The organism is Bacillus sp. REN10 (genome assembly GCF_016820555.1).
Taxonomy (GTDB): domain Bacteria; phylum Bacillota; class Bacilli; order Bacillales; family Domibacillaceae; genus Bacillus_CE.
Genome location: NZ_JADHDW010000005.1, coordinates 123,835 through 150,307, shown reverse-complemented (window position 1 = coordinate 150,307; position 26,473 = coordinate 123,835). Strand labels below are relative to the sequence as shown.

The 26,473-nt window shown below is 41.1% G+C and carries 20 protein-coding genes; 12 read left to right on the top strand and 8 right to left on the bottom strand.

Annotation, left to right across the window (positions count from 1 at the left end; genetic code table 11):
- Nucleotides 1–130: 130 nt before the first annotated feature.
- Both uraA and IRB43_RS10025 read right to left on the bottom strand, forming a co-directional pair.
- Nucleotides 131–1,399 carry a uracil permease gene (uraA, locus tag IRB43_RS10030; protein WP_203363330.1) on the bottom strand — a complete coding sequence of 423 codons (1,269 nt, stop codon included), beginning with the start codon at nt 1,397–1,399 and terminating at the stop codon, nt 131–133.
- Between the two features lie 177 nt (nt 1,400–1,576).
- A complete protein-coding gene (locus IRB43_RS10025) occupies nt 1,577–2,980 on the bottom strand; it encodes an alanine/glycine:cation symporter family protein (RefSeq protein ID WP_203363329.1) in 1,404 nt (467 codons plus the stop codon).
- Nucleotides 2,981–3,516: 536 nt separating this feature from the next.
- On the opposite strand from IRB43_RS10025, the gene serC reads away from it, so the two are divergent.
- The 3 genes from serC (at nt 3,517) to IRB43_RS10010 (ending at nt 9,574) form a co-directional block, all read left to right on the top strand.
- Complete coding sequence (gene serC, locus IRB43_RS10020) at nt 3,517–4,599, top strand: 3-phosphoserine/phosphohydroxythreonine transaminase (protein WP_203363328.1); 1,083 nt, start codon at nt 3,517–3,519, stop codon at nt 4,597–4,599.
- An 11-nt stretch (nt 4,600–4,610) separates the two neighbouring features.
- Nucleotides 4,611–5,792, top strand: a complete 1,182-nt coding sequence (locus tag IRB43_RS10015) for a phosphoglycerate dehydrogenase (RefSeq protein WP_203363400.1) — start codon at nt 4,611–4,613, stop codon at nt 5,790–5,792.
- A gap of 332 nt (nt 5,793–6,124) precedes the next feature.
- Complete coding sequence (locus tag IRB43_RS10010; protein WP_203363327.1) at nt 6,125–9,574, top strand: S8 family peptidase; 3,450 nt, start codon at nt 6,125–6,127, stop codon at nt 9,572–9,574.
- 236 nt (nt 9,575–9,810) lie between these two features.
- Here IRB43_RS10010 and IRB43_RS10005 read toward each other — a convergent pair whose 3' ends face one another.
- Both IRB43_RS10005 and IRB43_RS10000 read right to left on the bottom strand, forming a co-directional pair.
- A complete protein-coding gene (locus tag IRB43_RS10005) occupies nt 9,811–11,064 on the bottom strand; it encodes an efflux RND transporter periplasmic adaptor subunit (protein ID WP_203363326.1) in 1,254 nt (417 codons plus the stop codon).
- Nucleotides 11,065–11,085: 21 nt separating this feature from the next.
- Nucleotides 11,086–11,751, bottom strand: coding sequence for an LTA synthase family protein (locus IRB43_RS10000; RefSeq protein WP_203363325.1), 666 nt, complete (start codon nt 11,749–11,751; stop codon nt 11,086–11,088).
- 359 nt (nt 11,752–12,110) lie between these two features.
- On the opposite strand from IRB43_RS10000, the gene IRB43_RS09995 reads away from it, so the two are divergent.
- Nucleotides 12,111–12,644 (top strand): 3D domain-containing protein, encoded by a 534-nt coding sequence (locus IRB43_RS09995; protein WP_203363399.1) that lies wholly within the window; start codon nt 12,111–12,113, stop codon nt 12,642–12,644.
- Between the two features lie 355 nt (nt 12,645–12,999).
- Entirely contained in the window at nt 13,000–13,812 is an 813-nt protein-coding gene (locus IRB43_RS09990) for a 3D domain-containing protein (protein ID WP_203363324.1), read from the top strand.
- Nucleotides 13,813–13,849: 37 nt separating this feature from the next.
- Here IRB43_RS09990 and IRB43_RS09985 read toward each other — a convergent pair whose 3' ends face one another.
- The 3 genes from IRB43_RS09985 to IRB43_RS09975 all read right to left on the bottom strand — a co-directional run bounded on the left by IRB43_RS09985 (nt 13,850) and on the right by IRB43_RS09975 (nt 17,440).
- Nucleotides 13,850–14,971: a M20 peptidase aminoacylase family protein gene (locus IRB43_RS09985; RefSeq protein WP_203363323.1), complete on the bottom strand. Its 1,122-nt coding sequence runs from the start codon at nt 14,969–14,971 to the stop codon at nt 13,850–13,852.
- A 5-nt stretch (nt 14,972–14,976) separates the two neighbouring features.
- Nucleotides 14,977–16,086, bottom strand: a complete 1,110-nt coding sequence (locus IRB43_RS09980; protein ID WP_203363322.1) for a mandelate racemase/muconate lactonizing enzyme family protein — start codon at nt 16,084–16,086, stop codon at nt 14,977–14,979.
- Nucleotides 16,087–16,291: 205 nt separating this feature from the next.
- Complete coding sequence (locus tag IRB43_RS09975; protein ID WP_203363321.1) at nt 16,292–17,440, bottom strand: MFS transporter; 1,149 nt, start codon at nt 17,438–17,440, stop codon at nt 16,292–16,294.
- A 179-nt stretch (nt 17,441–17,619) separates the two neighbouring features.
- Here IRB43_RS09975 and IRB43_RS09970 point away from each other — a divergent pair, with 179 nt between their 5' ends.
- The 3 genes from IRB43_RS09970 (at nt 17,620) to IRB43_RS09960 (ending at nt 19,265) form a co-directional block, all read left to right on the top strand.
- Nucleotides 17,620–18,117, top strand: coding sequence for an RNA polymerase sigma factor (locus tag IRB43_RS09970; RefSeq protein ID WP_203363320.1), 498 nt, complete (start codon nt 17,620–17,622; stop codon nt 18,115–18,117).
- Nucleotides 18,114–18,980 carry an anti-sigma-V factor RsiV gene (rsiV, locus tag IRB43_RS09965; protein ID WP_203363319.1) on the top strand — a complete coding sequence of 289 codons (867 nt, stop codon included), beginning with the start codon at nt 18,114–18,116 and terminating at the stop codon, nt 18,978–18,980. Before IRB43_RS09970 ends, rsiV begins: the two co-directional genes overlap by 4 nt.
- A gap of 153 nt (nt 18,981–19,133) precedes the next feature.
- Nucleotides 19,134–19,265 (top strand): glycerate kinase, encoded by a 132-nt coding sequence (locus IRB43_RS09960; protein ID WP_203363318.1) that lies wholly within the window; start codon nt 19,134–19,136, stop codon nt 19,263–19,265.
- On the opposite strand, the gene IRB43_RS09955 is transcribed toward IRB43_RS09960, so the two are convergent.
- Nucleotides 19,252–19,794: a carbon monoxide dehydrogenase gene (locus tag IRB43_RS09955; protein WP_203363317.1), complete on the bottom strand. Its 543-nt coding sequence runs from the start codon at nt 19,792–19,794 to the stop codon at nt 19,252–19,254. The two genes, IRB43_RS09960 and IRB43_RS09955, sit on opposite strands and share 14 nt — an antisense overlap.
- A gap of 512 nt (nt 19,795–20,306) precedes the next feature.
- On the opposite strand from IRB43_RS09955, the gene IRB43_RS09950 reads away from it, so the two are divergent.
- From IRB43_RS09950 to IRB43_RS09935, 4 genes are all read left to right on the top strand, one after another.
- Nucleotides 20,307–22,334 (top strand): sigma 54-interacting transcriptional regulator, encoded by a 2,028-nt coding sequence (locus IRB43_RS09950; RefSeq protein ID WP_203363316.1) that lies wholly within the window; start codon nt 20,307–20,309, stop codon nt 22,332–22,334.
- Nucleotides 22,335–22,347: 13 nt separating this feature from the next.
- A complete protein-coding gene (locus tag IRB43_RS09945) occupies nt 22,348–23,232 on the top strand; it encodes a 5-oxoprolinase subunit B family protein (RefSeq protein WP_203363315.1) in 885 nt (294 codons plus the stop codon).
- A complete protein-coding gene (locus IRB43_RS09940) occupies nt 23,233–24,216 on the top strand; it encodes a 5-oxoprolinase subunit C family protein (protein WP_203363314.1) in 984 nt (327 codons plus the stop codon).
- Nucleotides 24,217–24,367: 151 nt separating this feature from the next.
- Nucleotides 24,368–26,452 carry a hydantoinase/oxoprolinase family protein gene (locus IRB43_RS09935; RefSeq protein WP_203363313.1) on the top strand — a complete coding sequence of 695 codons (2,085 nt, stop codon included), beginning with the start codon at nt 24,368–24,370 and terminating at the stop codon, nt 26,450–26,452.
- Nucleotides 26,453–26,473: the final 21 nt, after the last annotated feature.

Sequence of the window (26,473 nt, the reverse complement as noted above, 5' to 3'; positions counted from 1 at the left end):
CTTTCTTTTGCGTATCGCATAATCGTCTAGTTCGTTAGCAGGGCTGGAATCGTTCACGATCGGGCGGAAATCGTTCACGAAAGTGAGATAATCGTTCATACACCTAAAAAAGCCGCCCGAGGGCAGCTTTTTATTCATAGTCGTTTGAGAGTTTTAACTTATCAATGATGGTAAAGAAGAGGCTGAGTAAAATGGCGACGACAGTAGCTAATGCCATTCCTTTCAGAACAAAGTTTTCGCCAAATTTTAATGATGCACCGCTTAAGCCGATCACTAGTACGACGGTTGTTAAGATCATGTTTGTCGCCTTTGAATAATCTACTTTCGATTCAACGAGCATGCGCAGACCGGAAACGGCGATGACACCGAATAATAGGAGGGAAATCCCGCCCATGACCGCTGTTGGAATGGTCGAGATCAACGCGGCCAACTTGCCGACGAAAGATAGGATGATCGCCATCACGGCTGCACCGCCGATTACCCAAGTGGAATATACTTTCGTTAACGCAAGAACGCCGATATTTTCACCATACGTTGTATTTGGCGTAGAGCCGACAAATCCAGAAATGACAGTAGAAATCCCATTACCTAATAGGGAAACGCCAAGTCCAGGCTTTTTCATTAAGTCTCGTTCAACAATGTTTTCTGTGACGACAAGATGGCCAATATGTTCAGCGATGACGACGAGCGCAGCTGGAATAATAATCGCCATACTTGCTAAGTCGAATTCTGGCTGATAAAAGTCAGGCAGAGCGAACCATTTAGCATCGCGCACCGGTTGGAAATCTACGAGTCCGTAAAAATAAGCAATGATATAGCCGGACACAATTCCGATTAAAATAGGAATGATTTTCAAAAAGCCTCTAAACATCACATTGCCGATAATGGTAATGCCGAGTGTTAATAAGGAAACAGTAATCGTAGCTGAGTCTGGTGTCCATGTTTTTGTGGGATCTGGGTTAATGAGCCCAGCCATTCCTGCGGCCACCGGAACAAGCTCGAGTCCAATTACCGCAACGATTGCCCCCATTGCAGCTGGCGGGAATACGACATCGATCCATTTCGTTCCGACAAAGTGAATGAGTAAAGCAATAAGAACAAAGATTATTCCGACAGCGATAAATCCGCCAAGGGCTGCATTGTATCCTTTGTCAGCCAAGACAAATGTTACCGGAGAAATAAAAGCAAAGCTAGAACCAAGATAGGCGGGGATCTGACCTTTACATAACACGAGATAAATTAATGTTCCAACCCCATTCATCAATAAAATGGTTGCAGGATTGACGCCGAAAAGAATCGGTACAAGAACCGTTGAACCAAACATCGCAAACAAATGTTGTAAACTAAGCGGAATGGTTGTTAATAGTGGCGGCCGTTCATCAACTTGATAAGTGCGCATAGAAACTCTCCTTTAAACGTAATATTGAACACAAATTGATCATATTATACAGCAACATGAAAGAGCTTTCTATATAAATTTATTTATTTTTTTAAAAATATAGAAGTAAATAATTCGAGAGATAAAAAAACAGCGTTGTAGGAGCGATTGTTCCTATAACGCTGTTTTTTTCATTATTTAACTCGCTTTTTTTGTTTCTTGTTTGTGTCCTTTCTTTTGGAAGAAGTCGTTCGTTTCTTTAACGATGACTTTAGAAAGGAGAAGGATACCGATTAAGTTTGGAATCATCATGAGGGCGTTAGCCATGTCAGCGAAAGCCCAAACGGTTGTTAAGCTGGCAACAGCACCGATTCCTGTTGCTGTGACATAGACGATACGGTAAGCTGAGATGTATTTTAATCCAGCGATGTACTCAAAGCATTTCTCTCCATACATGTACCAGCCGACAATAGTTGAGAATCCGAAGAAGATCACCGATAAAGAGACGATCCATTCACCGGCTGTACCGAGAACAGAAGCAAAGGCTGCCGTTGTTAAGGCTCCTCCTTCTAAATTCGCATTGTGAGCGACACCTGAAATCATTCCACCTGTTGGATCCCAGAAGCCTGTCATTAATAGTACAAGACCTGTCATCGTACAAACGATAATCGTTACAATAAATGTCCCTGTCATAGCCACAAGCGCTTGTTTCACTGGATGATCAGCACGGGCATTTCCGGCGATAAGAGCTGCTGTACCAAGACCGGCTTCGTTCGAGAAGATTCCTTTTGATACCCCATTACGAATCGCTTCTGTGACGACGACTCCTGTGAAACCTCCGACCGCTGAAATCGGGTTAAAAGCATAGTGGAAAATTAATTGGAATGAAGGGATAATTTGATCGTAATTGATTCCGATAATTAATAAAGATCCACCGATATAAAGAGCCGCCATAATTGGTACGAAAAATCCGGCGACTGTACTAATGCGTTGAATTCCACCGAAAATAATTAAAGCGGTTAAGACAACAAGAATGATTCCTGTGATCCATCCGTTAATATGAAAACTTTTCATCATAACATCGGAAATGGTATTTGATTGAACACTGTTTCCGATTCCGAGAGCAGCAAAGGCGCCAAAGATGGCAAAAGCCATCGCTAACCATTTCCATTTCCGACCGAGCCCTCGCTCGATATAATACATGGGTCCACCTGAATATTCACCATTGGCATTTTTAATACGATATTTCATTGCTAATAAAGCTTCGGCATATTTTGTAGCCATTCCTAATAAACCAACAACCCACATCCAGAAGATCGCACCTGGTCCACCTAATGTAACGGCTGTGGCCACTCCGGCGATATTCCCGTTACCGATTGTCGCGGCAAGTGCGGTCATTAAAGCTTTAAAGTTACTTACATCACCTTCTGCTTTCGCATCTTCTTCCTTTTCTTTTGAGAATGCTAGTTTGAAAGCATAAAGCAGGCGGTGAAATTGTAATCCTTTTAGAAGAAAGGTAAGAAAGACACCTGTACCGACTAATAAGATTAAGCTTGGTGTTCCCCAAAGCACACTGTTGATCTTTTGCAAAACTTCTAACATCTTAAATCCCCCTTGTTGAGATGCTTTCTTAAGATTGTAAGTTTGAAAACGTTTTCAGCATGTTAATAAGACTATTTTAACATTTTGAAAAAACTAGACAATTGTCGAAAAATGAAAAAGAAAAGTACATATTTTGTCATTTTACACAATTTCAACGTTTTTATTATATCAAAGTGTTGAAAAATCGCCATAATAACAGCATAAGTTTCAAGATTAGGAAGATTCAGTAATCTGTTAAATGTTGTTAGTTCAGGAATATGAGCCAAGTTTTTATCTGAAATAATTGAACGGATACCTTTTGGGGACAAGGATAGCGAAAAAAGGATCAAAAGCGAACGAAATATAAAAAAAATAAAAAAATGTTCGTTTTTATCAAAGTTGATTAAATCAGTTTTTGTAAGCGTTAACAAGCTGAAAACGGCATATAGCTTCACTTTCTTGCTCTTGATATGTCCTTATTTATAATTTATAATTCATTGATATTAATAAGTATAAATTTTCTGATATACAAATAAGAAACGAATGAGGGTGTTAACATGGAAAGAGTGTATAATTTTTCAGCGGGTCCTTCTATGCTTCCGCTGCCAGTGTTGGAAAAAGCTCAAAAAGAATTGGTGAACTATGCTGGTTCCGGTATGTCTGTAATGGAGTTAAGCCATCGTTCGGGCTTATTTACAGATATTATTACAAAAGCTGAACAATTGCTTCGTGAACTAATGAGCATTCCGGAGAATTATAAAGTATTATTTATCCAAGGCGGAGCGTCTCAGCAATTTGCGATGGTGCCAATGAATCTATTGCGCAACAGCGGCAAAGCGGATTATGTGAACACAGGATCTTGGTCGAAAAAAGCAATTAAAGAAGCGAAGAAGTACGGTGAAGTTCGTGTGATTGCTTCTTCAGAAGATGAAAACTTCAGCTACATTCCAGCGATTGATGCAAGCATGATCGATCCGGAAGCTGATTACGTACATATCACAACTAACAATACAATAGAAGGAACAGCTTTCACAAAAATCCCTGACACAGGGAATGTGCCTCTTGTCGCGGATATGTCTTCTAACATTCTATCAGAAGAGATTGACGTATCGAAGTTTGGTTTAATTTATGCGGGAGCACAAAAAAATATCGGTCCTGCTGGATTAACAGTGGTTATTATTCGCGAAGATTTAATTGGCTTTGCGAAAGAAGATGTACCGACGATGCTTGATTATAAAACGCATAGCGATAGCGGCTCTTTATACAACACACCTCCGACTTACGGCATTTATATGGCGAAGCTCGTGTTTGAATGGTTGACAGAGCTTGGCGGTTTGAAAGCGATGGAAAAGATCAACCGCGACAAAGCGGAAATTTTATATAGCTTCCTAGAGGAGTCAGAGATGTTCCGTTCTCCAGTGAAGAAAGATAGCCGTTCCATTATGAATATTCCTTTCGTTTCTCCATCAGCTGAATTGGATGCCGCCTTTGTGAAAGAAGCAAAAGCAGCTGGCTTGGAAACGTTAAAAGGCCATCGTTCTGTGGGTGGAATGAGAGCAAGTATTTACAATGCGATGCCGGTTGAGGGTGTGCAAGCACTTGTTGATTTTATGAAAGAATTTGAAAGCAAACATAAGTAAAAGGGGAGACCATAACTGTGTATACAATTAAAACGTTAAATAATATCGCCGAATGCGGCTTAAATGTATTCAATAAAGATGCTTTTACGATCGATAATGACAGTACAAATCCAGACGCGATTGTTCTTCGCAGCTTCAATATGCACAACGTCGAAATTGACGGAAATACAAAAGCGATTGCTCGTGCGGGTGCAGGGGTGAACAATATTCCAGTAGAGGCTTGCACAGAGCGTGGAATCGTTGTGTTTAATACACCAGGTGCGAATGCCAATGCGGTAAAAGAGCTCGTGCTGACTACGTTAATGGCCTCTTCTCGTAACTTATTTGCTGGTGTGGAATGGACAAGAACGTTAGCTGGACAAGGCGATGAAGTGCCAAAGCTTGTGGAAGCGGGCAAAAAGCAATTTGTCGGAAAAGAAATTAAAGGAAAAACATTAGGTGTGATCGGTCTTGGTGCGATTGGTGCGCTTGTAGCTAACGATGCGTTAGACCTTGATATGGATGTCATCGGATTCGACCCATTCATCTCTGTTGATACAGCTTGGAATCTTTCTCGCAACGTGCAACGCGCAATGACGCTAGATCAGTTATTTGCCGCAGCTGACTATATCACGGTTCATGTACCTTTAACAGAAAATACGAAAGGCATGTTCAATGAGGAATCTTTCGGTATTATGAAGCCGGGCGTTCACATTTTGAACTTCTCTCGTGGCGAGCTTGTGAATGAGGAAGACATGGCTGTTGCTATTGAAAAAGGAATTGTTGGCAAATACATTACCGACTTCCCGAACGATAATGTGTTGAAAATGAAAAACGTTGTGCCGATTCCTCATCTTGGTGCGTCTACAAAAGAATCTGAAGAGAATTGTGCGATCATGGCTTCTCGTCAAGTAAAAGACTACTTAGAAACAGGTAATATTAAAAACTCTGTAAACATGCCGAATGCTTCTTTACCATTTGCAGGGAAACTTCGCGTAACCGCGTTCCATAAAAATGTGCCAAACATGGTGGGACAAATTACGTCTGTTTTATCTGAATACAATTTAAATATTGCGGACATGGTGAACAGAAGTAGAGGCGACTACGCTTATACGATCATTGACATCGACAATAAATTAAACGGAGATGTCATCCCTGGCTTAGAAGAAAAAGTGGGCCAAATTGATGGAATTGTAACGGTTCGTGTGATCTAATCGTTTTTCAAGACCTGGTTTTTACTCAATCTATTTATAACGAATAGATTGAGTGAGAGCCGGGTCTTTTTGTTGAATTTACATATGTTCCATCGATATAAGAATGTTGATTTGGATACGCTATTATTTTTTCTAACTAGCTACGTTGTGATCATGTCGGAAAAACCATTTAGATGTATCTAAATGAGCAGAAAGTAATAGCTATCACTATTTTTATTTAACAAAAAATATTTTTTGATGAATTTTATTACAAAAATATTAAAAAATGAAACTTTTTTATAGTTCAGTACGTTATGATAGAAGCAAGAAAAAATAACAGGAGGATTACATAGATGAAAAATAGTTGGAAACGCGTATTAGCGTTGGGGATATCAGCTGTGATGGTATTTCCAGCAGGGGCGATGGCTGCGGGCACTTCCATACATGCCGAAGATGTAAAACGTTTGCAAGAGGAAGTGAAAACGCCTTCCGCTACGGGAAAAGTGTATAAAGCAAATAAAGAAATGGATGAATTTTTTAATGCAAATACATTTGTGATCAAGTACAAAAAGCCTATTCCGAAGCAAGTGCATAATAAAGCGGGAGTGAAATTGGTTCGTTCGTTGCCGCAACTTGGCTACGATATTGTCTACATACCAAAGTCGAAAAAAGCGAGCGATGTGTTCAAAGTCTATCAAGCGGAGAAAATTGTTGCATCCGTTAGCCCAAGTGTGAAATATAAGCAATTTGCTCCAACATTAGGTGATCCGAAAAAATCGAAAATGTATCACTTGTCGATGTTAAATATCGATCAAGCGATGAAGCAAGCAGGGAAGCGCAACGTAACGGTAGCGGTGGTTGATGGTGGAGTGGATTATAAACATCCGGATTTACAAGGTCAGCTACTGCCGCCTTATAATGCGGCCGATCCATCGAAAACACCAGCGCGTGATTTACATGGAACGCATGTAGCGGGAATTATTGCTTCTAAAGCGAATAATGGACTTGGCGGCCACGGAGTGAATCCAAATGCCAAGATTTTGCCTGTCGATGTTTTTAATGGCGCATCAGGAGCGAATGATTATACGATCGCAGAAGGAATTCTTTACGCGGTTTCTAAAAAAGCTGATGTCATTAACTTGAGCCTTGGAGGCTTTATGGCCTCTCCGCTTGTGGAAGATGCGATTCAACAAGCTGTGGATGCCGGAGTGGTGGTGGTTGCCGCAGCTGGAAATGAAATGACGGATATGTATTCGTATCCGGCTTCATATCCAGGTGTCATTAGCGTAGGGAATGTGGACCGCAATAAAACGCTATCGGACAGCTCGAATTTTGGCCCATCAGTGGATGTGGTCGCACCTGGGGAAGACATTTATAGCACAGGTTTCGAATCAGGAAAGGGATCAAGTTATGCCACGTTAACAGGTACATCGATGGCTTCCCCGATGGTAGCGGGTGTTGCTTCCCTATTAAAATCAAAATATCCTAATCTGACGTCTTATGATGTAGAAAACATACTAGAGAAAACAGCGACAGATCTTGGAGCAAAAGGATATGACACAAAGTATGCAAATGGGCTCATTAATCCAGTTTCTGCTTTACGATTCGATCCGAAGAAGCTACCAGCGCAACCTGATTATTCAGAAGAAGCGGTAGTCAAAACAGCTAAGCCTTTTAAAGAGGGCGAAAACACATTTACAAGTCAAATGAAATCACCAGGCGAGATGCATTGGTACAAAGTGGATTTAAATGAAAATGAACATGTGCAAACGGTGTTAGAAGGCCATCATTCTTACGATTATGGAATGGAATTTTATTTTATCCCTGAAGGTGCGAGCGCGGAAGATGGAACCTTGACGGAGCATAATAAAAGCCGTGCAGGCGACAAAGAAGCGTATTTATATACAGCAGAAGAAAAAGGTACATTGATCATTGGTGTGAAGGATGTCAATGGGAATTATCATGCGGGCGGTCAGTCAAAGTACACATTGCATGCCGAGAAAATGACCGCGTTACAAGCGGATCCCGATACGTCTGAAAATCCAGTGAACATCACTTCTTTACCGTATACAAAAAATGATTTCACTTTATTCCCCGCAGAACAAGGTATGCCTGATTCTGATTACTTCACTTTCTCTGTCGATGAACCAAAAGTGGTTTCGGTTTCATTATCAGATATTCCAGGCGTCAATCCAACATTGAGTGTATGGATGCCTCTTGAGGAGGAAGATGGAGCAGAATTAGTAGCGACGGCTAATGACAATGGACCAAGCAAAGGAGAAACAGTATCTTTTAAAGCGGTCCCGGGAGTGACTTACAAACTGCAAGTGACAAATGAAATGATGATCATGGATGAAGGCTTTGGTTCGATTTTAAGTATGATTGGCTTAGGTGGCGGAAGCATGGACTTCGGTTCCTTTGACACATCAGCCTTCCCATATCAATTGAAGGTAGAAGAAAGACAACTTCCTGCTGATGAAGATCAATGGCCAATAACAGAAGACTTAGAAACAAGCTTACCACAAGGCGCTATTGATTCGAAAACAGAAAATCAAGAGACTGCTGGAGAAGAAACGACGGAAGAAGATAGTACAGATAAACAAATTTTGGCGAATGCTGTTCCTTATACACTTGGCAAAGAGCAGCGCGGGTATTTCCAAGTAGAAGGCGATGAAGATCATTATAAATTTGTGCCTGCCGCGGGCGGCGTGTATGAATTCGAAATTGTGAAAGGTGCGAGCCAGAGGCCAATGGCGACCATTTTGCAATATGATGAAGAAGAGGATGCTTTATTGCCAATTAACGAGGGCGGAGGCGACATACTCGGTATGATCTTAGCGTTACTAGGCGGAGCCCAGCAACCGACTAAGATGACGATTGCATTGAAAGCAGATGAAGAATATGTTCTTCGTATAGCGAATTCTATGTACAATATTTCTGGTGATCCATACGTGATTCGGACAAAGAAAGTAGCAGATCTGCCTAACGAGATGGATACGGATGAGAATAATCCTGAAAAAGCCGTGAACATCAAGTCAGGAGGAACATACAAAAACTATTTCATTCATGCAGGAGATGCCGATTACTATTACTTTAAGAATGGTGGAATGGATAAAATTCACCGCTTAAGTATTCAGTCTTCCGCTGTTACAGCTGCACAAAAAGCGAAAATTCCGTATGAATTGCGTCAACCGATTATTTTCAGCGGAGCCTTAATTGAAGATACGAATGGCAATAAAGTCATTGATGAAAATGAAATGTTAAAAGCGGTTCCGTTCGGTCCGAACTTGTTTGAAATGAAATTTGAGCCAACAGTTGATCTAGCTTTTAAAGCGAAGAAACGCGCCGGTTACTTTTTAGAAGTTCGCTCCCTTTTAGCTGGGAACCCTAATTTACTGCCGTATGAAGTGAAACTTGCTGAAATGAAAAATAGTTTAAAGGATGGCGATGGTAAAGTAGTCAACCATGTGCCGCAAAAGCCATTAAGCTTGAAAAAAGCAAAAGATCATTTATATGCGAATGGTTATATGAATGCTGAAGTACCATTTGGTGATGTTGACCACTTTGGATTAAACGTAGCGAAAGATAAGCGCTATACGATCACGCTACAAATGGAAAACGGGTTGGATGGAAAAGTGGAGATTTACAATGAAAAAGGCGGTCTTGTGGCTAGTTTTGATCAATATGGAAGCGGCGACGAAGAAATGGCTACCCTTCATTTGAAAAAAGGTAAATACTTTATCGAAGTAAGTGAAGCACAAGGAAGAGCTTCCGCCCAGCCGTACAAGCTAACAGTGAAATAAAAATATAAAAAACAGGTTCCGGAATAGTGGAACCTGTTTTTTGATGTTTTAAATCGAATGAGAGCAGTCGGCTCCGCTTTTCGTGTTGTCCAGCTGCAGGCGCTAGCGACTAGTGTACTTCCACCATCCTCCTTACGATAAGTCAACATCGATTCACTGTCGTTCATCGTGTTTCCTTTATCTCATACGGCTGGTTCCAGTCCATACGTCGCTGAACAGCGCCTTCCGCTTTTCGTTTATGACAAGATACCTGTTAGGATGAATTTGATTCGTTCTTTTGTCGATAGTTTTTTTAATGCTTTCTTTTGTAATAAGTCTTTTTGGACGGAGGTGGTAAAGTGAGCTTTTGTTGTTTGTAGTTTGCTCGGGTCAGTGATGATGATTTCTCCCTTTTTCAGTCCGTTTTTCACTTCTTGTACGCCGTTTACGAGCAGCCCTTTTTCGATAGGTCGTTTTTCAATTAATCCTTTTTTGTTAAGAACATAGACATATGATTTTTTCTTTGTTTTGACTACGCTGGACTCCGGTACAGTGATTGCTTGCAGTGCTTCGTTTGTAATGATTGTGACATTCGACTTCATTCCTGGAAGCAGATCAGCTGTTGGAGCATCTCCTGTTTGATTGAGTTGCGCCGTGAATGGATACAAGCTTTTCCGTTTCACTGATGGTTCTTGTTCCGGGAACTTTTGCAAGTTGGAGATGGTTCCTTCCATTTTTAAAGATAATGGAGTCACAGCCGCTTTGATTTTTAACCCTTCTGATACTTTCCTCATCTGCTGTTCATTTAATACGCCTTGAACAGCTGGGTTAGGTGAATGAATCGTAATCAAGGGGTTCTTCAGTTCTTCATCGATGTTTTTCACCACGCCCTCGACATCACTTTTGACTACTAGGTTACTTTTATTTGATTCAAGCTGAGAGATGAGTTTTTCGTATTTACGAACTTCCTCTTCTAAGTTTTTCTTTTCTGTTTCTTGATTAATAATTTCCTTTTCCATCATAGTAATAGCACTTAATCCGCTGTCTTCGTCTTTGTTCTCGTTATTATTCTTGTCATTTGTTTTTTTCGTTTCTCTTTCTAAATCATTTAATATGCCTTGAAATTGAGAGATTTGTTGTTCAACGAATGTAATTTTTTGTTGTGTTTCTGCTTTTTCTGCTTCAAGTTTCGTTAATTGGCGTTCAATATCGACAGAGGAATATTCGAACAGCGGATCACTGGCGTTAATCACTTGTCCTTCTTCGACTAAGAACTTTTGAAAGCTTCCTTGGTCTTGATTGAAATAGACAGGCGTTACTTCGGCCGGAGTGATGACACCTGAAGTTTGGAAGGATTCAACCACATCCTTTATCGCGATGGGATTCCATTCAGTAACCCACTGTGTGCGCTCTGCTTTACTATCTTCTTTAAAGGTTAAATATAGATTACCGGCAATAAAAAGTACGCTACCAGTAATTACAGCGTTACGTTTCAGTTTTTTTATGTTCATGCGGTCACACCTCCTTGCATTTTAAAATAGTCGCTCGACATGAATCGATGTAAATAGCGCTGAAAATACCCAAAAGACTAAGGTCACGATCATAATTAATAAAAAGATATAGCGTGGACTTTTAGGGCTGACTCTTTTTAAAAATTGATATTGAAAGAAAATCGTCCATAACTGAAACAAAGAAATAAAGCTAAAGAAATTAATAACTAGTTGGTTATCTGTTACATATTGAGCAAGAACACCTAAAGTGAATGGCGACGATTCCCTTGGGATGGCGAAAAAGAGATGTAGCCCAATTAACAGACAAAACTCTAATAAATAGATGAAGTAAACAAATGCTTGTAGAGCGATGAGTTTACGAAAATTGACTTCTAAAAATGTCCAAAATAAAAGAGTAGGAATAAAAATGATTACTAGAGGATAAATCAGTCCCCAGACAGCTGCTCCAATAGCGAAAAGCATTTTCTTCCACTCAAAAATGGCTGGAGTGTTTTTTACTATATATGTAGAAACAGGTTCTGCTTGGACACCTAAATAGCCACTTGTAAACGAAATGAATATACTAAAAAAAACCAATAAAGATAACCGGCTCCATAACCCGCGGATCTCTTCTGCTTGTTCAAGACGGTAGAAGCTATCTGTTGGTCGCAACAGCCCCTTGACTAGCTGCAATTGATAAATCATCACGAAAATCCTCCAATAAATAGAATGAATTGACATCTTTCCTTATTATATGTAATCATTTGACACTAGTCTATTATAAGCCAATGATCATTGATAATAAAGATGTTGAAAAAATATCCTTTCCAATGGATGAAATAGGGCAGGATAGTGATAAATCGTTTTTGGGGAATTGGGATGGTGGTTTGGAAGAATGTGATAGATTGAATGATTCGTTTGTTACATTAGGTCAGAATATTCTGTTAAATGAAATATTAGTGTAATGAAAGAAACATCATTGTGTAATACGCCCGTTATAATTGCATGATAGAATGTGGACTGTGCTTAACATTTAAGGAGGGTTTTTATCCGTGAAAAAAGCGATTATGTCGTTTATTATGGCCGCGCTAGTTTTTAGTGCTTCATCTGTTGAAGCAGCAACTACGACTTATACAGTAAAACATGGAGATACATTATGGAGCATTGCTCAAAAGCATCAAACAACGATTGATCAAATTAAGAAATGGAACAACTTGAAATCTAATGTACTTTATTCAGGTACGAAGTTAATTGTCTCTAATACGGATTCCTCATCTGTTGCAGCGAAACCTGCCAGTGCGAAAGTGGCGAAGGAATTGACGGTTCGAGCAAGCGCTTATACTGCTTATTGCAATGGTTGTTCAGGTATTACAGCAACGGGAATTAACTTAAGAAAAAACCCGAATGCGAAAGTAATTGCTGTTGATCCTAAAGTAATTCCGCTTGGATCAAAAGTATATGTAGAAGGATATGGCGAAGCGATCGCGGGTGATAAAGGTGGCGCGATTAAAGGAAATAGAATTGACGTACATATGCCAACGAAAAAGAAAGCGTATAGCTGGGGCGTCCGAAAAGTAAAGATTAAAGTATTAAAAAAATAGTTTTATAGTTTATAAGAAATCCGCTTGTTGCAGGGTTTCTTTTTTTTGTTTTATTAAACAATCCTGTTTAACAGAGCGAAACACTCTGAACTATTTCATAAAGATGACAAAAATAGCGAAATGTCTTCTTTGTCATCATTTCGTTATAAACCTACACAAAAGAGTAATGACTTCTTAAAAACATTACAGGGTATCCCCGTGTTACAATGAGTCATGTTAGCGAAAGGCAAGAGGCCTGATCGCGTTTATATAAATAGATTGTTAACGTTGGCCAATGGACCGAACAAAAAAATTCTTACAAGCGGCATGAATGAAACAAAGTCGCATGTTAGAACAATATGGAGGTTTTTCTATTATGAAAAAACAAATAATCGCACTTGCAGCTACTACAGTGATCGGCGGAGGCCTTTTCAGTACAGCAGCATCAGCACAATCATATACAGTACAAAAAGGGGATACACTTTGGGGAATTTCTCAACAAAATGGGACAACAGTTGAACAGTTGAAAAGCTGGAACAGTCTCTCTTCAGACTTAATCTTCCCAAATCAAACATTAGAAGTAAATGGAAGTTCAGCAACTGCTTCTGCTTCTGCGTCAGCAAGCAGCAATGGCAAATATACAGTTCAGCGTGGTGATACGTTAGGAAAGATTGCAGCGAATCATGGTCTTTCTGTTCAGTCATTAAAGGCATTGAATGGTTTATCTTCTCATTTAATTTATCCGGGGGATCAATTAGTTGTTTCTGGCAGCGCTCAAGTGCAGCAAGAGGCCGCACCAGCTGAGCAAGCATCTGCTCAACAAGCACCGGCTCAACAACAAACACAGCAAGCGCCAGCTCAGCAAGAACAAGCACAAGCATCTGCTTCCAATGTTCAAGGGCGAACAATGACAGTGACAGCAACGGCTTATTCAGCTGATTGTAACGGCTGCTCAGGTATTACAGCGACAGGTATGGATATTGGTTCCAACCGTAATGCAAAAGTGATCGCCGTTGACCCGAGCGTGATTCCGCTAGGTTCTAAAGTATATGTGGAAGGTTATGGAACAGCCGTCGCAGCAGATACAGGTGGCGCGATTAAAGGAAACAAAATCGATCTTCATATGCCATCAGAAGAAGCCGCTTATAGTTGGGGCGTTCGTACGGTAAATATCACGATTTTAGACTAAGCAAAAAGAGCACGAGGCATCATGCCTCGTGCTTCTTTTATTGTAATGCGAGTAAAACAGTGTTGGTTAAAGCATCTACACCAAGTTTTAAGGCATTTTTATTAAATGTCATATTTGGATGATGCAGTCCAGGTGCTAAGTCAGCTCCGATTCCCATCATTGATGCTTTTAAATGCGGGCGCTGAATCGTGTAGAAATGAAAGTCATCGCTTCCAGGTGTGATCAGCGGTTCTGCTAGCATACTAGCGCCCCCTGTTTGCAAAATTCCTTGGCGGAGCCATTCTTCCGCTTCAGGAGATACTTCTGCGCCAGGAGTGAAATCGAGCCATTCATAGCGAATCTTTACGTTATAAAGTTGGCTAATATGCTCGATTTTCTGTTCTACTTTTTTCTGCATGTCTTCTAAAATGTTATTTTTCTGTGCGCGTAAATCCATTCCAAATTTAGCGGAGCCAGGAATGATATTAAAATTACGGCTGCCAGCTTCAACATAAGTTATTTTGGCAGAGTAGACTTCAAACGGCGAGTATTGAATCAGTTTCAATTGTTCATTGAGCGTAGAAATAATGTCAATCGCATTGGTATTTTGGTGCGGGCGGGCGCCGTGTGCATCATGCCCCTCAATTTTTCCTTCTAAAAAGGTGACCGCTCCGTGCTGAATCGATGGTGTCAACTGGCCAAATGGAAGCTCCTCAATCGGACGCAAATGAATGCCGAATAAGTAATCGACATCGTCGACCACGCCTTTTTCCACCATTTTAAGTGCCCCGCTGCCAGTTTCTTCTGCCGGCTGAAAAATGAAGCGGACGCATCCTTTCGTGACTTGCTCTTTCAATTGTAAAATGGCGCCGATGACGATAGACATATGAGCATCATGCCCACAAGAGTGATTCGCCTGAAACGTTCCGTTCACTTCTTGCCAAAGGGCATCCATATCGGCACGAACCGCGATTACCGGCTTGCCAGTCCCAATCTCAGCAACCAGCCCTGTGCAATCATCGAAAGTGTGAACAGATACTCCTTCTGAGCGAAGCAAATCGGCAATATAAGCCGTTGTATTCGTTTCTTCCCAACTGATTTCTGGATGAGTATGCAAATGATGAAAAATATCGAGCAGGCGACTTTCTAGCCTGGTGTCGGTTTTACTCAAGTGAGACATCCCCCTTATTGAACATCAAATTTCGTCACTGTTAATTCTTGTAGTACATCTTCATTAATTGTCAGGCCAAGACCTGGTTTTTCATTCAAGTGAACATACGGCACATCATAATGAAGATCTCCGATATCTTTGCTGAATAAAATCGGTCCAGTTAATTCTGTACTTGTAATGTTTTTTCTAGAAATCGCTGTATGATAGCCAGCTGCCGATCCGATGGAAGACTCCACCATCGACCCGATTTGGCAGTCAATTCCAGCGTATTCCGCTGTTTTTGCCAGGTGGATTGAAGGGAAAATACCACCTGATTTCATCAGTTTAATATTAATCTTATCGACGGCTTCTTTTTTGATCATTTCAAGAAGCTGTTCGCCTGTTTGCAGCGATTCATCAGCCATTAATGGAATCGTTGATTGGCGTTTTAATTGAGCAAGCCCGTCAATGTCTCCGATGCGGATCGGTTGTTCAAGCCAAGAAAGTTGTAATGGCTCTAGCTGTTTCATCGCTTGAATCGCTGTTGAGTAGACGTGCCAGCCTTGGTTGGCATCCACACGAATGGGAACATTCTTTCCGACCGCTTCTCGAACAGCGGCAATTCGTGCGACATCCATTTGATTGTCGATGCCTACTTTTAGCTTCAACGACTTAAATCCAGTTTCGATGGCTTCACATGCTTTTCGCGCCATGACTTCCGGCTCTTCAATGCTTAATACTTTCGGATAGGTCAGTTCAGTGTGAGCCCGTCCGCCAATTAAATCGTACACTGGCAAATTCGTCGCTTTTCCCATTAAATCATAGCAAGCAATGTCAATCGCTGCTTTAGCCGCCGGATTCGCGATGATTCGTTTGTTCATTATATGATGGATGTCTTCGATTTGAAATGGATTTTTTCCCATCACGGCTGGTAAAAGTACATGTTTCAAAATTTCGAGTGCACCGACAAAGCTTTCTCCTGTCACGTGCTCATCCGGTACGGCTTCTCCCCAGCCGATGAGGCCGTTATCTGTTTCTAGTTTCACAATGATCGAAGGCATGTGATGGAACGTAGCGTAAGAAACAATAAACGGTGATTTTAACGGCAAATGAATGCCGTACACTTCTGCTTTTACGATATTCATTATGTGTGTCATCTCCTTTGACGTATGTATCTTTCCTTTTAAGTATAAGGGAAAATAAAGGTTTTGAAAGCAGTTTCGATTATTTTATCCCGCATTAACGGGCTGTAAGACCCCCACCTCAATATGGCGGAAGAAGCGCAGACATGTAGGCGGGGTATCAACAGCCCGTAAACGCCCGATCCGTTCAACTAACAATCAGTGGGGGTTAAAAAGATGAATCATATCTTTTTTTCATATATAGGCTCAGAAAGACAGCCGGTACGATGACCACAGCCATTCCTAAGAAAGCAAGCCCTGGTGTTTCTTTATATAAGTACCCGCCAGCAAAGGTGAGCAATGAGGTGCTAAGTCCCATCCCTAAGGAGGCGTAAATCCCTTGAGCGGCAGGGATTTCCCGGCTTGAAAACTCTTGATAAAGCAAGCGGATAAAAGCGAAATGGGCCAACCCGAATGTGAAGGAATGAAGTAATTGACTGAATAGATAAGCCCAAACATTTGGGAAAAGAAAGAGCAATGTCCAGCGAACAATCGAAGCCATGGCAGCGAAAAGAAACATGGAAGACACATGAACATGCTTCATTAAGCGGTCAGCTACTGCAAAGAAAATAATCTCTGAAATCACGGCAATATTTAATATGATGCCGCTCCACGTATTATTTACACCTAAATGCTGCAAATATAAGAAACCATAATTATAGTATGACGCATGTGCTCCTTGAATTAACACACAAATGATCATAGCGATCACAAAGCGTTTCGATTGAAAAAGGGAGCGAAACGGGACGGATGTTGTCTCCGATTTTTCTTGCAGGGAGGCCGGTGTTTTGTAAAATGCCGCAATGACGACGAATAAACAGCCGAGAAACATCACATAAATGATCGCGTCCTCGCCAAAATAGGCGGTGACCGCTCCGATGACTAATAAGCCAACTGTATAGCCGATGGATCCGAACGAGCGGCTTTTTCCGTAATGGATGCGCTCACTTTGCATCATGATCGCTCCAATGCTCTCCGTCAATGGCAGCATCAGCGGATACACCAGGCTGAACAATGTCATCGCTACAATCATCGCATAAAACGAATCAAACGGGATAAATAAATAGAGCAAGACGACACTTGAGAGCGCAAATGCTTTCATCAATAGTCCGATGGGGAATTTGCTGCTTAAAGCAGGGAAAACGAAAAAGGTTGAAAAGGAGCGAACAAGTAAACCAACGGCAATGACGGTACTCGCGGCTTCGATCGTTAATCCTTTACTTGAAATTAACCAAGCGGTCCAATAGGGCATAAAAATTCCCCAAGTGAAGAAAAAGGTGAAAAAGTTTAATGACAACCAATTTTGTGCTTTAGACACGAATAATACCTCACAATTTAAATTTTCAACTGTTTCATTATATAGGAAGACAGTAGGACTGTCATGGTCATTTGTTCGCCGTTATTTCACCGCCTAGCAAACTTTTTTTCATATTTAGCCGTTAATAAAGTAGAAACAAAAATGAGACGCGTATCGAAAGAAGGAGCTTCTGAATTGTCATGACAAAGAAAAGAAAATATCAACTCGTGGAAGATTATATGATTGCGAATCGGGAAGCGCATTACCGGGTGGCGTACAGCTATGTGAAAAGTAAAGAAAACGCCCTCGATATCATTCAAGAAAGTATTTACAAAGCGCTTCATTCCATTGACAAGCTAGCGGATATCGAGGCAATTAAACCTTGGTTTTACCGAATTTTAATCAACACAGCGCTCGATTTTATCCGCAAGCATAAAAAAATCAGCTATGTCGAAAATGAAATACTCGATCTAACGGCTCCAGCGAATGAAGATCACTATACAGATATCGACTTGCAGCAAGCGTTAGATGATCTTCCGGCGTTATATAAAACGGTGATCATTTTGAAATATTTTGAAGGATTCAAATTAGAGGAAATCGCCAAGATTCTTGATGAAAATGTCAATACCATCAAAACAAGGCTATACACAGGACTCAAAAAGCTTCGTATTCAAATGGAGGTAGAAGAAAACCAATGACACAGATTAATAAATTAAAACAACAATATGATGAAATCCTCATTCCAGAAGAGCTAGAAATGGTGGTCCATTCGGCGATTAAAAAGAGCAAACAGAAGAAAAAGCCATATAGAGGTTGGATGCTCTCAGCGGCCGCTGCTTCGCTGATTTTTGTCACTAGCTTAAATGTTAGCCCGGCTTTCGCCCGAACGATGTCAGAAGTTCCAGTTATTGGCCAGCTCGTGGAAGTGGTGACGTTCACTGAATTCAAGGTGGATGAAGAGAGCTATCAAGCAAACTTGAAAGTCCCGGCGGTTGAAGGGTTACAGAACGAACAACTACAAGCAACACTCAATGAAAAGTACTTAGCAGAAAATAAGCAGCTATATGAGAAGTTTAAGAAAGAAATGAATGGACTAGAAAAGAAAGGTGGTTCGTACTTAGGAGTAGACACTAGTTATGAAGTAAAAACAGACAATGACCAATTGCTATCCATCGCACGCTATGAAACGAATACAGCTGCCTCTGCTTCTAATGCCGTTAAATACGACACGATTGACAAAAAGAATCAATGGTTAATCACATTGCCAAGCTTATTCAAAGATGATAGCTATGTCGACATTATTAGCAAAAACATCATCAGTCAAATGCAGCAGCAAATGCAAACAGATTCAGACAAAGTATATTTTATTGATCCGAAAGAGCCAGGTGATGTATTCACCAAAATTGGGAAGGATCAAAGCTTTTACATTACTGAAGACGGAAAGCTCGTAATTGCTTTTGATGAATATGAAGTAGCACCGGGCTATATGGGCATCGTCGAGTTTGAAATTCCGTCCGACGTGCTGAAAGATATGCTAGTGAGCAAAGAATATATTAAATAAGGGGAAAGCACCTCGCAGATCGCGGGGTGTTTTTGTCGTGTGTATGGTTGAAAGGAGGGGGACGATTGCCTGATTTTTGCTTATCATTGCTCAAAAGTAATCGTGTCACTGTCGATTCCATTGTAAAATAGCAGAAATAAGGAGGGGATAGGGATGAATATTTTAGTCGCACCAGATTCATTCAAAGGGTCGCTTTCTGCTATGGAAGTAGGGAAGGCGATCGGCCGAGGGGTGAAAGCAGCTGTTTGTGAAATTTTATTAGAAAATATCATTAAACTGAATTAGCAATTTTTATTAAATCTTTTTCAGTAACTTTATCAGATACACGCTTGTCAATTCCAATTATATACTGCCAATTATTTTTCTCGAATACAAGACAATTAAACAGGCTATCGTCAAAATAAATTGCATTAGTATCATCTTCAAGTTTGTATTTTCTTTGGTTTCCTTTGCCTTTAAAGATCAATTTATTTTTTAGGGGTCTAATATCAAGTTTATAATTATTTTCACTTATATGTTCGTTAACATATTTGATCTCCAAGAAATCATTTGTTTTATATTCTCTATCCTTGTAGAATCTTCCGAATTTGTGTGTAAAAGTTATTGAAGGTGTAGTTTTAGGTAATGCTACATCCTTTTTAAAATGATTTTGAAACTCATTTATAGACTCTTCTAATGTTTTAAAACCAACTTGAGTATACTTTTCTTCAAGAGTGAAATTTATGTCTCGATTCTCTGCATTCACTTTTCCTGCACTTAATAAAAAGGGAATTATAAAGAATATAGCAATCGAATACAAAATCTTTCTATTCATAGAGATTCACATCCTCGTTATTATTTGTTCTTTAACTTGTACATAATTTTTACAATTATATTTTAATTATTCGTCTAATGATGATTAAATAAATCAACAAAAAAAGAAGAGCGCATCCGGTTATAGATGGCCTCTTCTTTCTTTATTATGAAACTCCTCCAAAACTACTTCATCTTTTTTGTATTGAAGCACTCATTAGCTATCGATGTTGAAAAATGGCTGATCAACGTATCTATCCTCTTGAAATTGCAAAATTGCAAACAAATATTGCAATTTTGCAATTTATTAAAAGGATTCTTGCAGTTTTGAAGCGAAGTAGTTGGATAGAAAGCAAGAGGAGTTCCTGTCTAAATAGTGAATAAATAGCGTATTTTTTCTGAATCTTTTAATTTTTTGCTTAATTTTGTAGTTTTGGCACGATATTTGCTTTTATTAAGACAAATGTAAACGTATTCACTACGTTAACAGGATCTTCCCTCATTGTGAAAGTGCAGATCGGAGGGATAACGAAGATGAGATGGAAATGGAAAGAGGTGTTAAAGCCTCTTCCGCTAAGGATAGGAAGAGAAGCAACGGTGCAAGAAGTGATTCAATTGTTTAATGAAGCACATCACGATATTGCCTTTGTGTTTCATGAGGGCAAGGAACTAGTTGGGTATATCACGCCTTCTATATTGTTTCGTCAGCTTGAACATGTTTCTTCTTTCGATGAGCCGATCCATTTTGAGAAAGATGTATTATTCGTTCGCGAAACGAGTTGGGTTGAATTTTGGCATCATTGCGAACTGTTTGTTGGGGTCGACGCCAAAGATGAAATTGTCGGTTATGCGACGGCTGATCAAGCGAAACAAACAGTGAGTGAGCTGCAGCTTGCTTTGTTAAACCAGAGCATTAACAGTGCAGAAATGGGAATTATCACGACAAATGACAAGTTTGAAGTCAATTTCATGAATGAAACAGCTGAGCAAATTTTAGGGTTGCCTCGGTCGATTCTCATCAACCGCAATTATAAAACCATTATGGAGACAGAAGCGAACTTAGACAACATTTTGGCTGGAGAGAGAAAGTTCGGGGTGGCCTGTTCTTTTAACTTTAAAAAGATTATGGGACATTTTTCTCCGATTGATCGTGAAGGACGAATTCAAGGAATGGTGCATGTCTTTTATTTACAGCAATTATTAGAAGAAGCCGTGAGTGAGATGCAATTTGTTCGTGAGCTAAGTGAAGAATTGCAGGCGATTTACGCCGCATCGAATGAGCAAATTATGGTGACGGATCCGTCTGGTATGATCACGAGCGTAGCGGGGGCATTTTTGCAAAGTTTCTGGAAAGGATTTTCTCAAGCGAATTTAATCGGTCAAAATGTCAATGATCTCGCACAGCAAGGTCTTCTAGAACCAAATATTGTTGATCTTTGTATGAAGGAAAAGCAGCGAATCAGCTTAGCCCAGCATAATCGTTACAATAGTAAAGTTCTATCCACGGCCACCCCGGTGTATAAAGAAGGGGAGCTTCAGAAAGTAATTGTGCTTTCGCGAGATGTGACAGCGGACGAGCCGATCGAACGCAGGCTTTTAGGAGAGGAGCATTCGCCTGTCATTCATAAAAAAATGGTATATCGTTCGAAAGTGATGACGCAGCTTGTTGAAGAAATAAAGCAAGTGGCCGCCGTCGATTCCACTGTGATTATTACGGGAGAATCCGGTGTTGGAAAAGAAGTCATCGCCAGTCATATCCATGCGTATAGTAATCGGGCGACACAGCCATTTGTGACGATCAATTGCGGAGCCATTCCTGAGAACCTGTTGGAAAGTGAATTGTTTGGGCATGAAAAGGGAGCGTTTACAAGTGCAAGCGACCGGAAGAAAGGGTTGTTTGAAGCCGCTCACGGAGGGACGATTTTTCTCGATGAAATTTCGGAAATCCCACTTCATATGCAGGTGAAATTGTTACGTGTACTTCAGGAGCGCGAAGTGGTGAGGATTGGGGGACTGATGCCGATTCCCGTGAACGTTCGCGTGCTGGCGGCGACGAACCGCCATTTAAAGAAGATGGTGCAAGATGGAACCTTCCGTGAAGACCTTTTTTACCGGCTGCATGTCGTCCCATTAGCGATTCCGCCATTGCGCAAGCGGAAAGACGACATCGCTCCATTGTCGCTGTATTTTTTGAAAGAGTTCAATGCAGCTTATCAAAAAGAAAAGAAGATGTCGAGAGAAGGGCTCCAATTATTAGAAAGTTATCAATGGCCAGGCAATATTAGAGAATTGCAAAATGTGATGGAACGATTAGTGGTTACTTCCAAACAAGCAGAGATTTCTGGAAACGATGTCTTTCGAGCCATTTGGGATACGGATGGAGAAGAGGTTGGCCGGATTACGGTCAAAGGGATCATGCCGTTAAAGGAAGCGGTGGAGGAAATTGAACATCAGTTAATCCAATTAGCCGTTGGAAAATACGGTACCGCTGCGAAAGCCTCTAGCGTGCTTGGAGTCAGTGCTTCGACCATTAGCCGCCGAATGAAAAAGACATCAAAGTAAAGGAGTGACCCAGATGCTAATCTTTCCTGAAACCCGATTTGATTTTTGTGGTGATGAGTATATTTACGCAGAGATTTCAAAGGAAATGAGAATAGAAAGTAATTTTAAAGCCATTTCGATTACGAATGAGCTAAGAAAACGGCAAATCCCAGGTATTGTAGAAATTTATCCGGCGAATGCGTCTTATTTAATTCGCTACAATCCAAACGAGGTGTCTCCTCATGATTTGCTTGCTTATTTACAAGAGGTTGATCGCGAAAAAAGCAAGCGCTCGGAGTTGAACTTCGATAGCCGTTTAATTGAAATTCCTGTTTGGTATGACGATCGTGTGACAAAGGAAGCGATTGAAAAGGATCAGCATCGTCATCAGCAGCCGGAGCAATCCAATTTTGAGTTTGTGATGAAGATCAATGGGTTCACGGATAAGGAGCACTTTATTGAATCCCATTCCGCTAATCCCTATTTTGTCACTTCGCTTGGTTTCAAGCCTGGTACTGCCTGGACTTTTCCGCTTGGAGTAGAAAACGACCAAGTGATTCAAGCACCAAAGTATATGAGTCCAAGAGCCAAAACACCGAGAGAAGCAGTAGGTGTCGGCGGAGCATTCACTGTTGTGTACCCGACGCAATCACCAGGCAGCTATCAGTTGATCGGTTTGTCCGCTGTTCCTGTGTATGACCCGACGCAAAGCTTGGAGATGTTTCAAGAGTCATTTTTTCTAGCAAGGCCAGGAGACTTGTGGAAGTATCGGCCGGTGAGTGAAGCAGAATACCGTAACATTCGTGAAGAAGTCGATAAGCATACGTATCAATACAAGGTAAAGCATGTACCTTTTTCCGGAGCGGAATATGATGAAAAACGGGCGGCCTATATCTCACAAATAATGGAGGGATTTTAAATGGGATTGCGCATCGTAGAAGCAGGCATCCGAACGACCATCCAAGATATGGGGCGATTTGGCTATTACCATCTGGGCGTACCGCCATCTGGAGCAGCCGATAAATATTCTTATTTGCTCGGAAATATCATGCTTGGAAATCCTCGTCACTTTGCTGCGCTAGAAATGATGGTGAAAGGGGCTGTCGTGGAATTTCAGAAAAAAACAGTCGCGGTTGTGACTGGTGCACCAGCGGATGTTCAGTTAAATGGAGAGCAGATTCCGTTATGGCAGCCATTTATTGTTCAGCCTGGAGATGTTCTGTCGATCGGTTGGATTCGTGAAGGCATTTTTGCTTATTTGTCTGTATCAGGTGGGCTGGCGACGCCAGAAATGCTTGGGAGCCGATCTAGTTGTTTGGCCAGTGAATTTTCTGGTGTGTTAGGAAGGCCTTTGTTAAAAGGAGATCTCCTTTTGTTACATGAACCGCTGCCAGGGGCGATTCGACAAGTGGGAAAAATGTTACCGATGGAAGCGCAACCTTCTTTTTCAAAGGAGCTGAATATTCGTCTTGTCATGGGGCTTACTTGTGACAGAGTGAGCGACGAAGGACTGGTCGGTCTTTTAAATCAAGCATGGGTGATTGAAACAGAGTCTAATCGAGTTGCTTATCGGTTACATGGCGGTCGAGTGAATTATAAAGAGGAAGAACCGCCCTTTGGGTCTGGAAACAGTTTTGGCAATATTGTCGACATTCCTTACCCGATCGGAGGAGTCATTGTACCGAACGAAGAGGAGTTAATCATCTTGATGACTGACGGTACAGGTGGGGGTGGGTATGTGACGGTTGGAACGGTCATCCGCCCGGACTTGAATGTACTTGCTCAAGCACGACCTCAATCGAAGGTGCGCTTTCATGCCGTGACGATTGACCAAGCGTTTCAGATCAGGCGTGAAATAGAGCAGAAGGTGGAGAAGATGAAAGAGACTATTCAGCAGGCTTAGCCCTTGCTTGAATAGTTGAATGAAATAAATTCTGAATATTCCGTAATTTTAAGGGGGTGATGGACAAAGGGGGAATAAGGGTGTTTCGAAAATAGGATGAAACGGTTAAAAAAAATAAATGAATGAAATAAAAATATTGGAGGCGAATTAGGTGAGTAAATATCATGTAGCGGTTGATGTTGGGGGTACGTTTACGGATGTGTTTGTGTTTGACGAGGAAACGGGAGAAATCTATGTAACGAAAACCTCTTCCACGCCGGCCAACCCAGAAAAAGGAATGTTAGATGGGATTATTAAAGCGCAGTTAACGGGGGATCAAATTGCGATGTTTTCCCACGGAACAACAGTAGGAACGAATGCGTTAATCGAAAGAAAGCTTCCGAAAGCAGCGTTAGTGACAACGAAAGGCTTTCGCGATGTACCGGAAATTCGCCGTGGGACAAAGCTAGATTTATGGGATGCGTACAATGATGTCGCTGATCCATATATTAAGCGACGCGACCGCTTTGAATTGGCAGAGCGCGTCGATTATTCTGGTGAAATGATGGAGGAAGTAAATGAAGAAGAAGTGCGCGCACTGGCGCAAAAATTAAAAAGACGCGGTGTTCAATCGATTGCGATTTGTTTTATGAATGCGTACGTCAACGGTGCCAATGAACAGCGGGCAAAGGAGATTTTCCAAGAAGAATTGCCGGATGTGTATATTTGTACATCTTCTGACACGTTACCAGAAATTTTCGAGCATGAGCGTATGAGTACAACGATCGTGAATGCGGTGCTTGGACCAACGATTTCTAAATACATTAAAACCCTTGAAAAAGAAATGAAAAATATTGGATACGATGGCGACATTCTCGTTCTTCACTCAGGAGGAGGGGTTATGACATCGGAAACGGTTCCTCGTTATGCGGCTCGCTTAGCCAGCTCAGGCATTGCAGCTGGTGCGATCGCAAGCAAACATATTGCTAATATGTGCGGCTTTAAAAATGCGATCGGTTTAGATATGGGTGGAACAAGTACCGACATTTCTTTAATGTACGACAATGATCTTCGCATTACGAAAGATTGGTACATTGAATACGGTTATCCAATCGGTTTCCCTAGTATTGAAATTTTGACAATCGGAGCTGGTGGCGGAAGCTTGGCATGGGTGGATGAAGGCGGCTCTTTAAGAAATGGTCCGCAAAGTGCGGGAGCCGACCCAGGACCTGCATGTTATGGCCGTGGTGGTACAGAACCAACCAATACAGATGCGAACCTCGTTCTTGGCCGTTTAAGTACAAAATTATTAGATGGTCAAATGACAATTGATCGTGATGCGTCTGTAGAAGTAGTTGAAAAAATCGCGAAAAAATTCAACTATGATGTTAATGAAGCAGCTGATGCCATTATTAAAGTAGCCAATGCGAATATGTGTGACGCTCTTCGTCTCATCTCTGTTCGTCGCGGTTATGATCCGCGTGATTTTGCTCTCGTTGCTTTTGGTGGAGCAGGAGCCCTTCATGGAGCTCACTTAGCCAAAGAAATGGACATTCCAAACGTGATCGTTCCAGCACATCCAGGCGTAGCAGCTGCGATGGGATGTTTACTAGTAGATGTTCGTCATGACGTAACGAAAACATACTTGAGCAATGTAGAAGACATTTCTAAAGATGATCTTGAAAACGAATTCATCGCTATGGAGAAAGAAGCGATCCAATTACTTGAAGAAGAAGGAATCGAACCAGAAAATATGAACCTGATCCGTTATGTGGATATGCGTTATGTTGGACAGTGGAGAACCCTTTCGGTATCAGTCGATCGCCCATTAACTTCTCTTGAATATGCCGTTGAGCGTTTCCACCAAGAGCATGAGCGTGAGTTCGCTTTCTCGGATAAAGAAACAGGTATTGAAATTTACGGCTTGCGTGTAGAAGCGATCGGAACAGTGAAAAAACCAGAGTTCCCGAAAGAAGAGCCAACGGGTTCCCTTGAAGCGGCATTAAAAGAATCTCGTGAAGTGTATTTTGAAGAAGCTGGCGGATTTGTGGAAACAAAAGTATATAATCGTAAACTGATTCCAGTTCTTTCTGAATTTAGTGGTCCGGCGATTATTGATCAACTGGACGCAACGATTGTTGTGCCACCTGATTTCACAGTAAAAGTGGATGAATACCGCAACATCATTATGACCTATCAAAGCCAAAGTGGAAACGAAACGAAAGCAGCAGCAAAAAAACAACCGACGTTAAATTAATAAGGGAAAATTAGAAGGGGT

What these genes read in the sequence shown, in the direction of transcription:
- IRB43_RS09990 (WP_203363324.1), top strand. Translation starts at nt 13,000, where the DNA reads ATGAAAAAACAAATAATCGCACTTGCAGCTACTACAGTGATCGGCGGA.
- serC (WP_203363328.1), top strand. Translation starts at nt 3,517, where the DNA reads ATGGAAAGAGTGTATAATTTTTCAGCGGGTCCTTCTATGCTTCCGCTG.
- IRB43_RS10005 (WP_203363326.1), bottom strand. Translation starts at nt 11,064, where the DNA reads ATGAACATAAAAAAACTGAAACGTAACGCTGTAATTACTGGTAGCGTA.
- IRB43_RS09970 (WP_203363320.1), top strand. Translation starts at nt 17,620, where the DNA reads ATGACAAAGAAAAGAAAATATCAACTCGTGGAAGATTATATGATTGCG.
- IRB43_RS09950 (WP_203363316.1), top strand. Translation starts at nt 20,307, where the DNA reads ATGAGATGGAAATGGAAAGAGGTGTTAAAGCCTCTTCCGCTAAGGATA.
- IRB43_RS09980 (WP_203363322.1), bottom strand. Translation starts at nt 16,086, where the DNA reads ATGAATATCGTAAAAGCAGAAGTGTACGGCATTCATTTGCCGTTAAAA.
- rsiV (WP_203363319.1), top strand. Translation starts at nt 18,114, where the DNA reads ATGACACAGATTAATAAATTAAAACAACAATATGATGAAATCCTCATT.
- IRB43_RS09940 (WP_203363314.1), top strand. Translation starts at nt 23,233, where the DNA reads ATGGGATTGCGCATCGTAGAAGCAGGCATCCGAACGACCATCCAAGAT.
- IRB43_RS10025 (WP_203363329.1), bottom strand. Translation starts at nt 2,980, where the DNA reads ATGTTAGAAGTTTTGCAAAAGATCAACAGTGTGCTTTGGGGAACACCA.
- IRB43_RS09960 (WP_203363318.1), top strand. Translation starts at nt 19,134, where the DNA reads ATGAATATTTTAGTCGCACCAGATTCATTCAAAGGGTCGCTTTCTGCT.
- IRB43_RS09955 (WP_203363317.1), bottom strand. Translation starts at nt 19,794, where the DNA reads ATGAATAGAAAGATTTTGTATTCGATTGCTATATTCTTTATAATTCCC.
- IRB43_RS09985 (WP_203363323.1), bottom strand. Translation starts at nt 14,971, where the DNA reads ATGTCTCACTTGAGTAAAACCGACACCAGGCTAGAAAGTCGCCTGCTC.
- IRB43_RS09995 (WP_203363399.1), top strand. Translation starts at nt 12,111, where the DNA reads ATGTCGTTTATTATGGCCGCGCTAGTTTTTAGTGCTTCATCTGTTGAA.
- uraA (WP_203363330.1), bottom strand. Translation starts at nt 1,399, where the DNA reads ATGCGCACTTATCAAGTTGATGAACGGCCGCCACTATTAACAACCATT.
- IRB43_RS10010 (WP_203363327.1), top strand. Translation starts at nt 6,125, where the DNA reads ATGAAAAATAGTTGGAAACGCGTATTAGCGTTGGGGATATCAGCTGTG.
- IRB43_RS09945 (WP_203363315.1), top strand. Translation starts at nt 22,348, where the DNA reads ATGCTAATCTTTCCTGAAACCCGATTTGATTTTTGTGGTGATGAGTAT.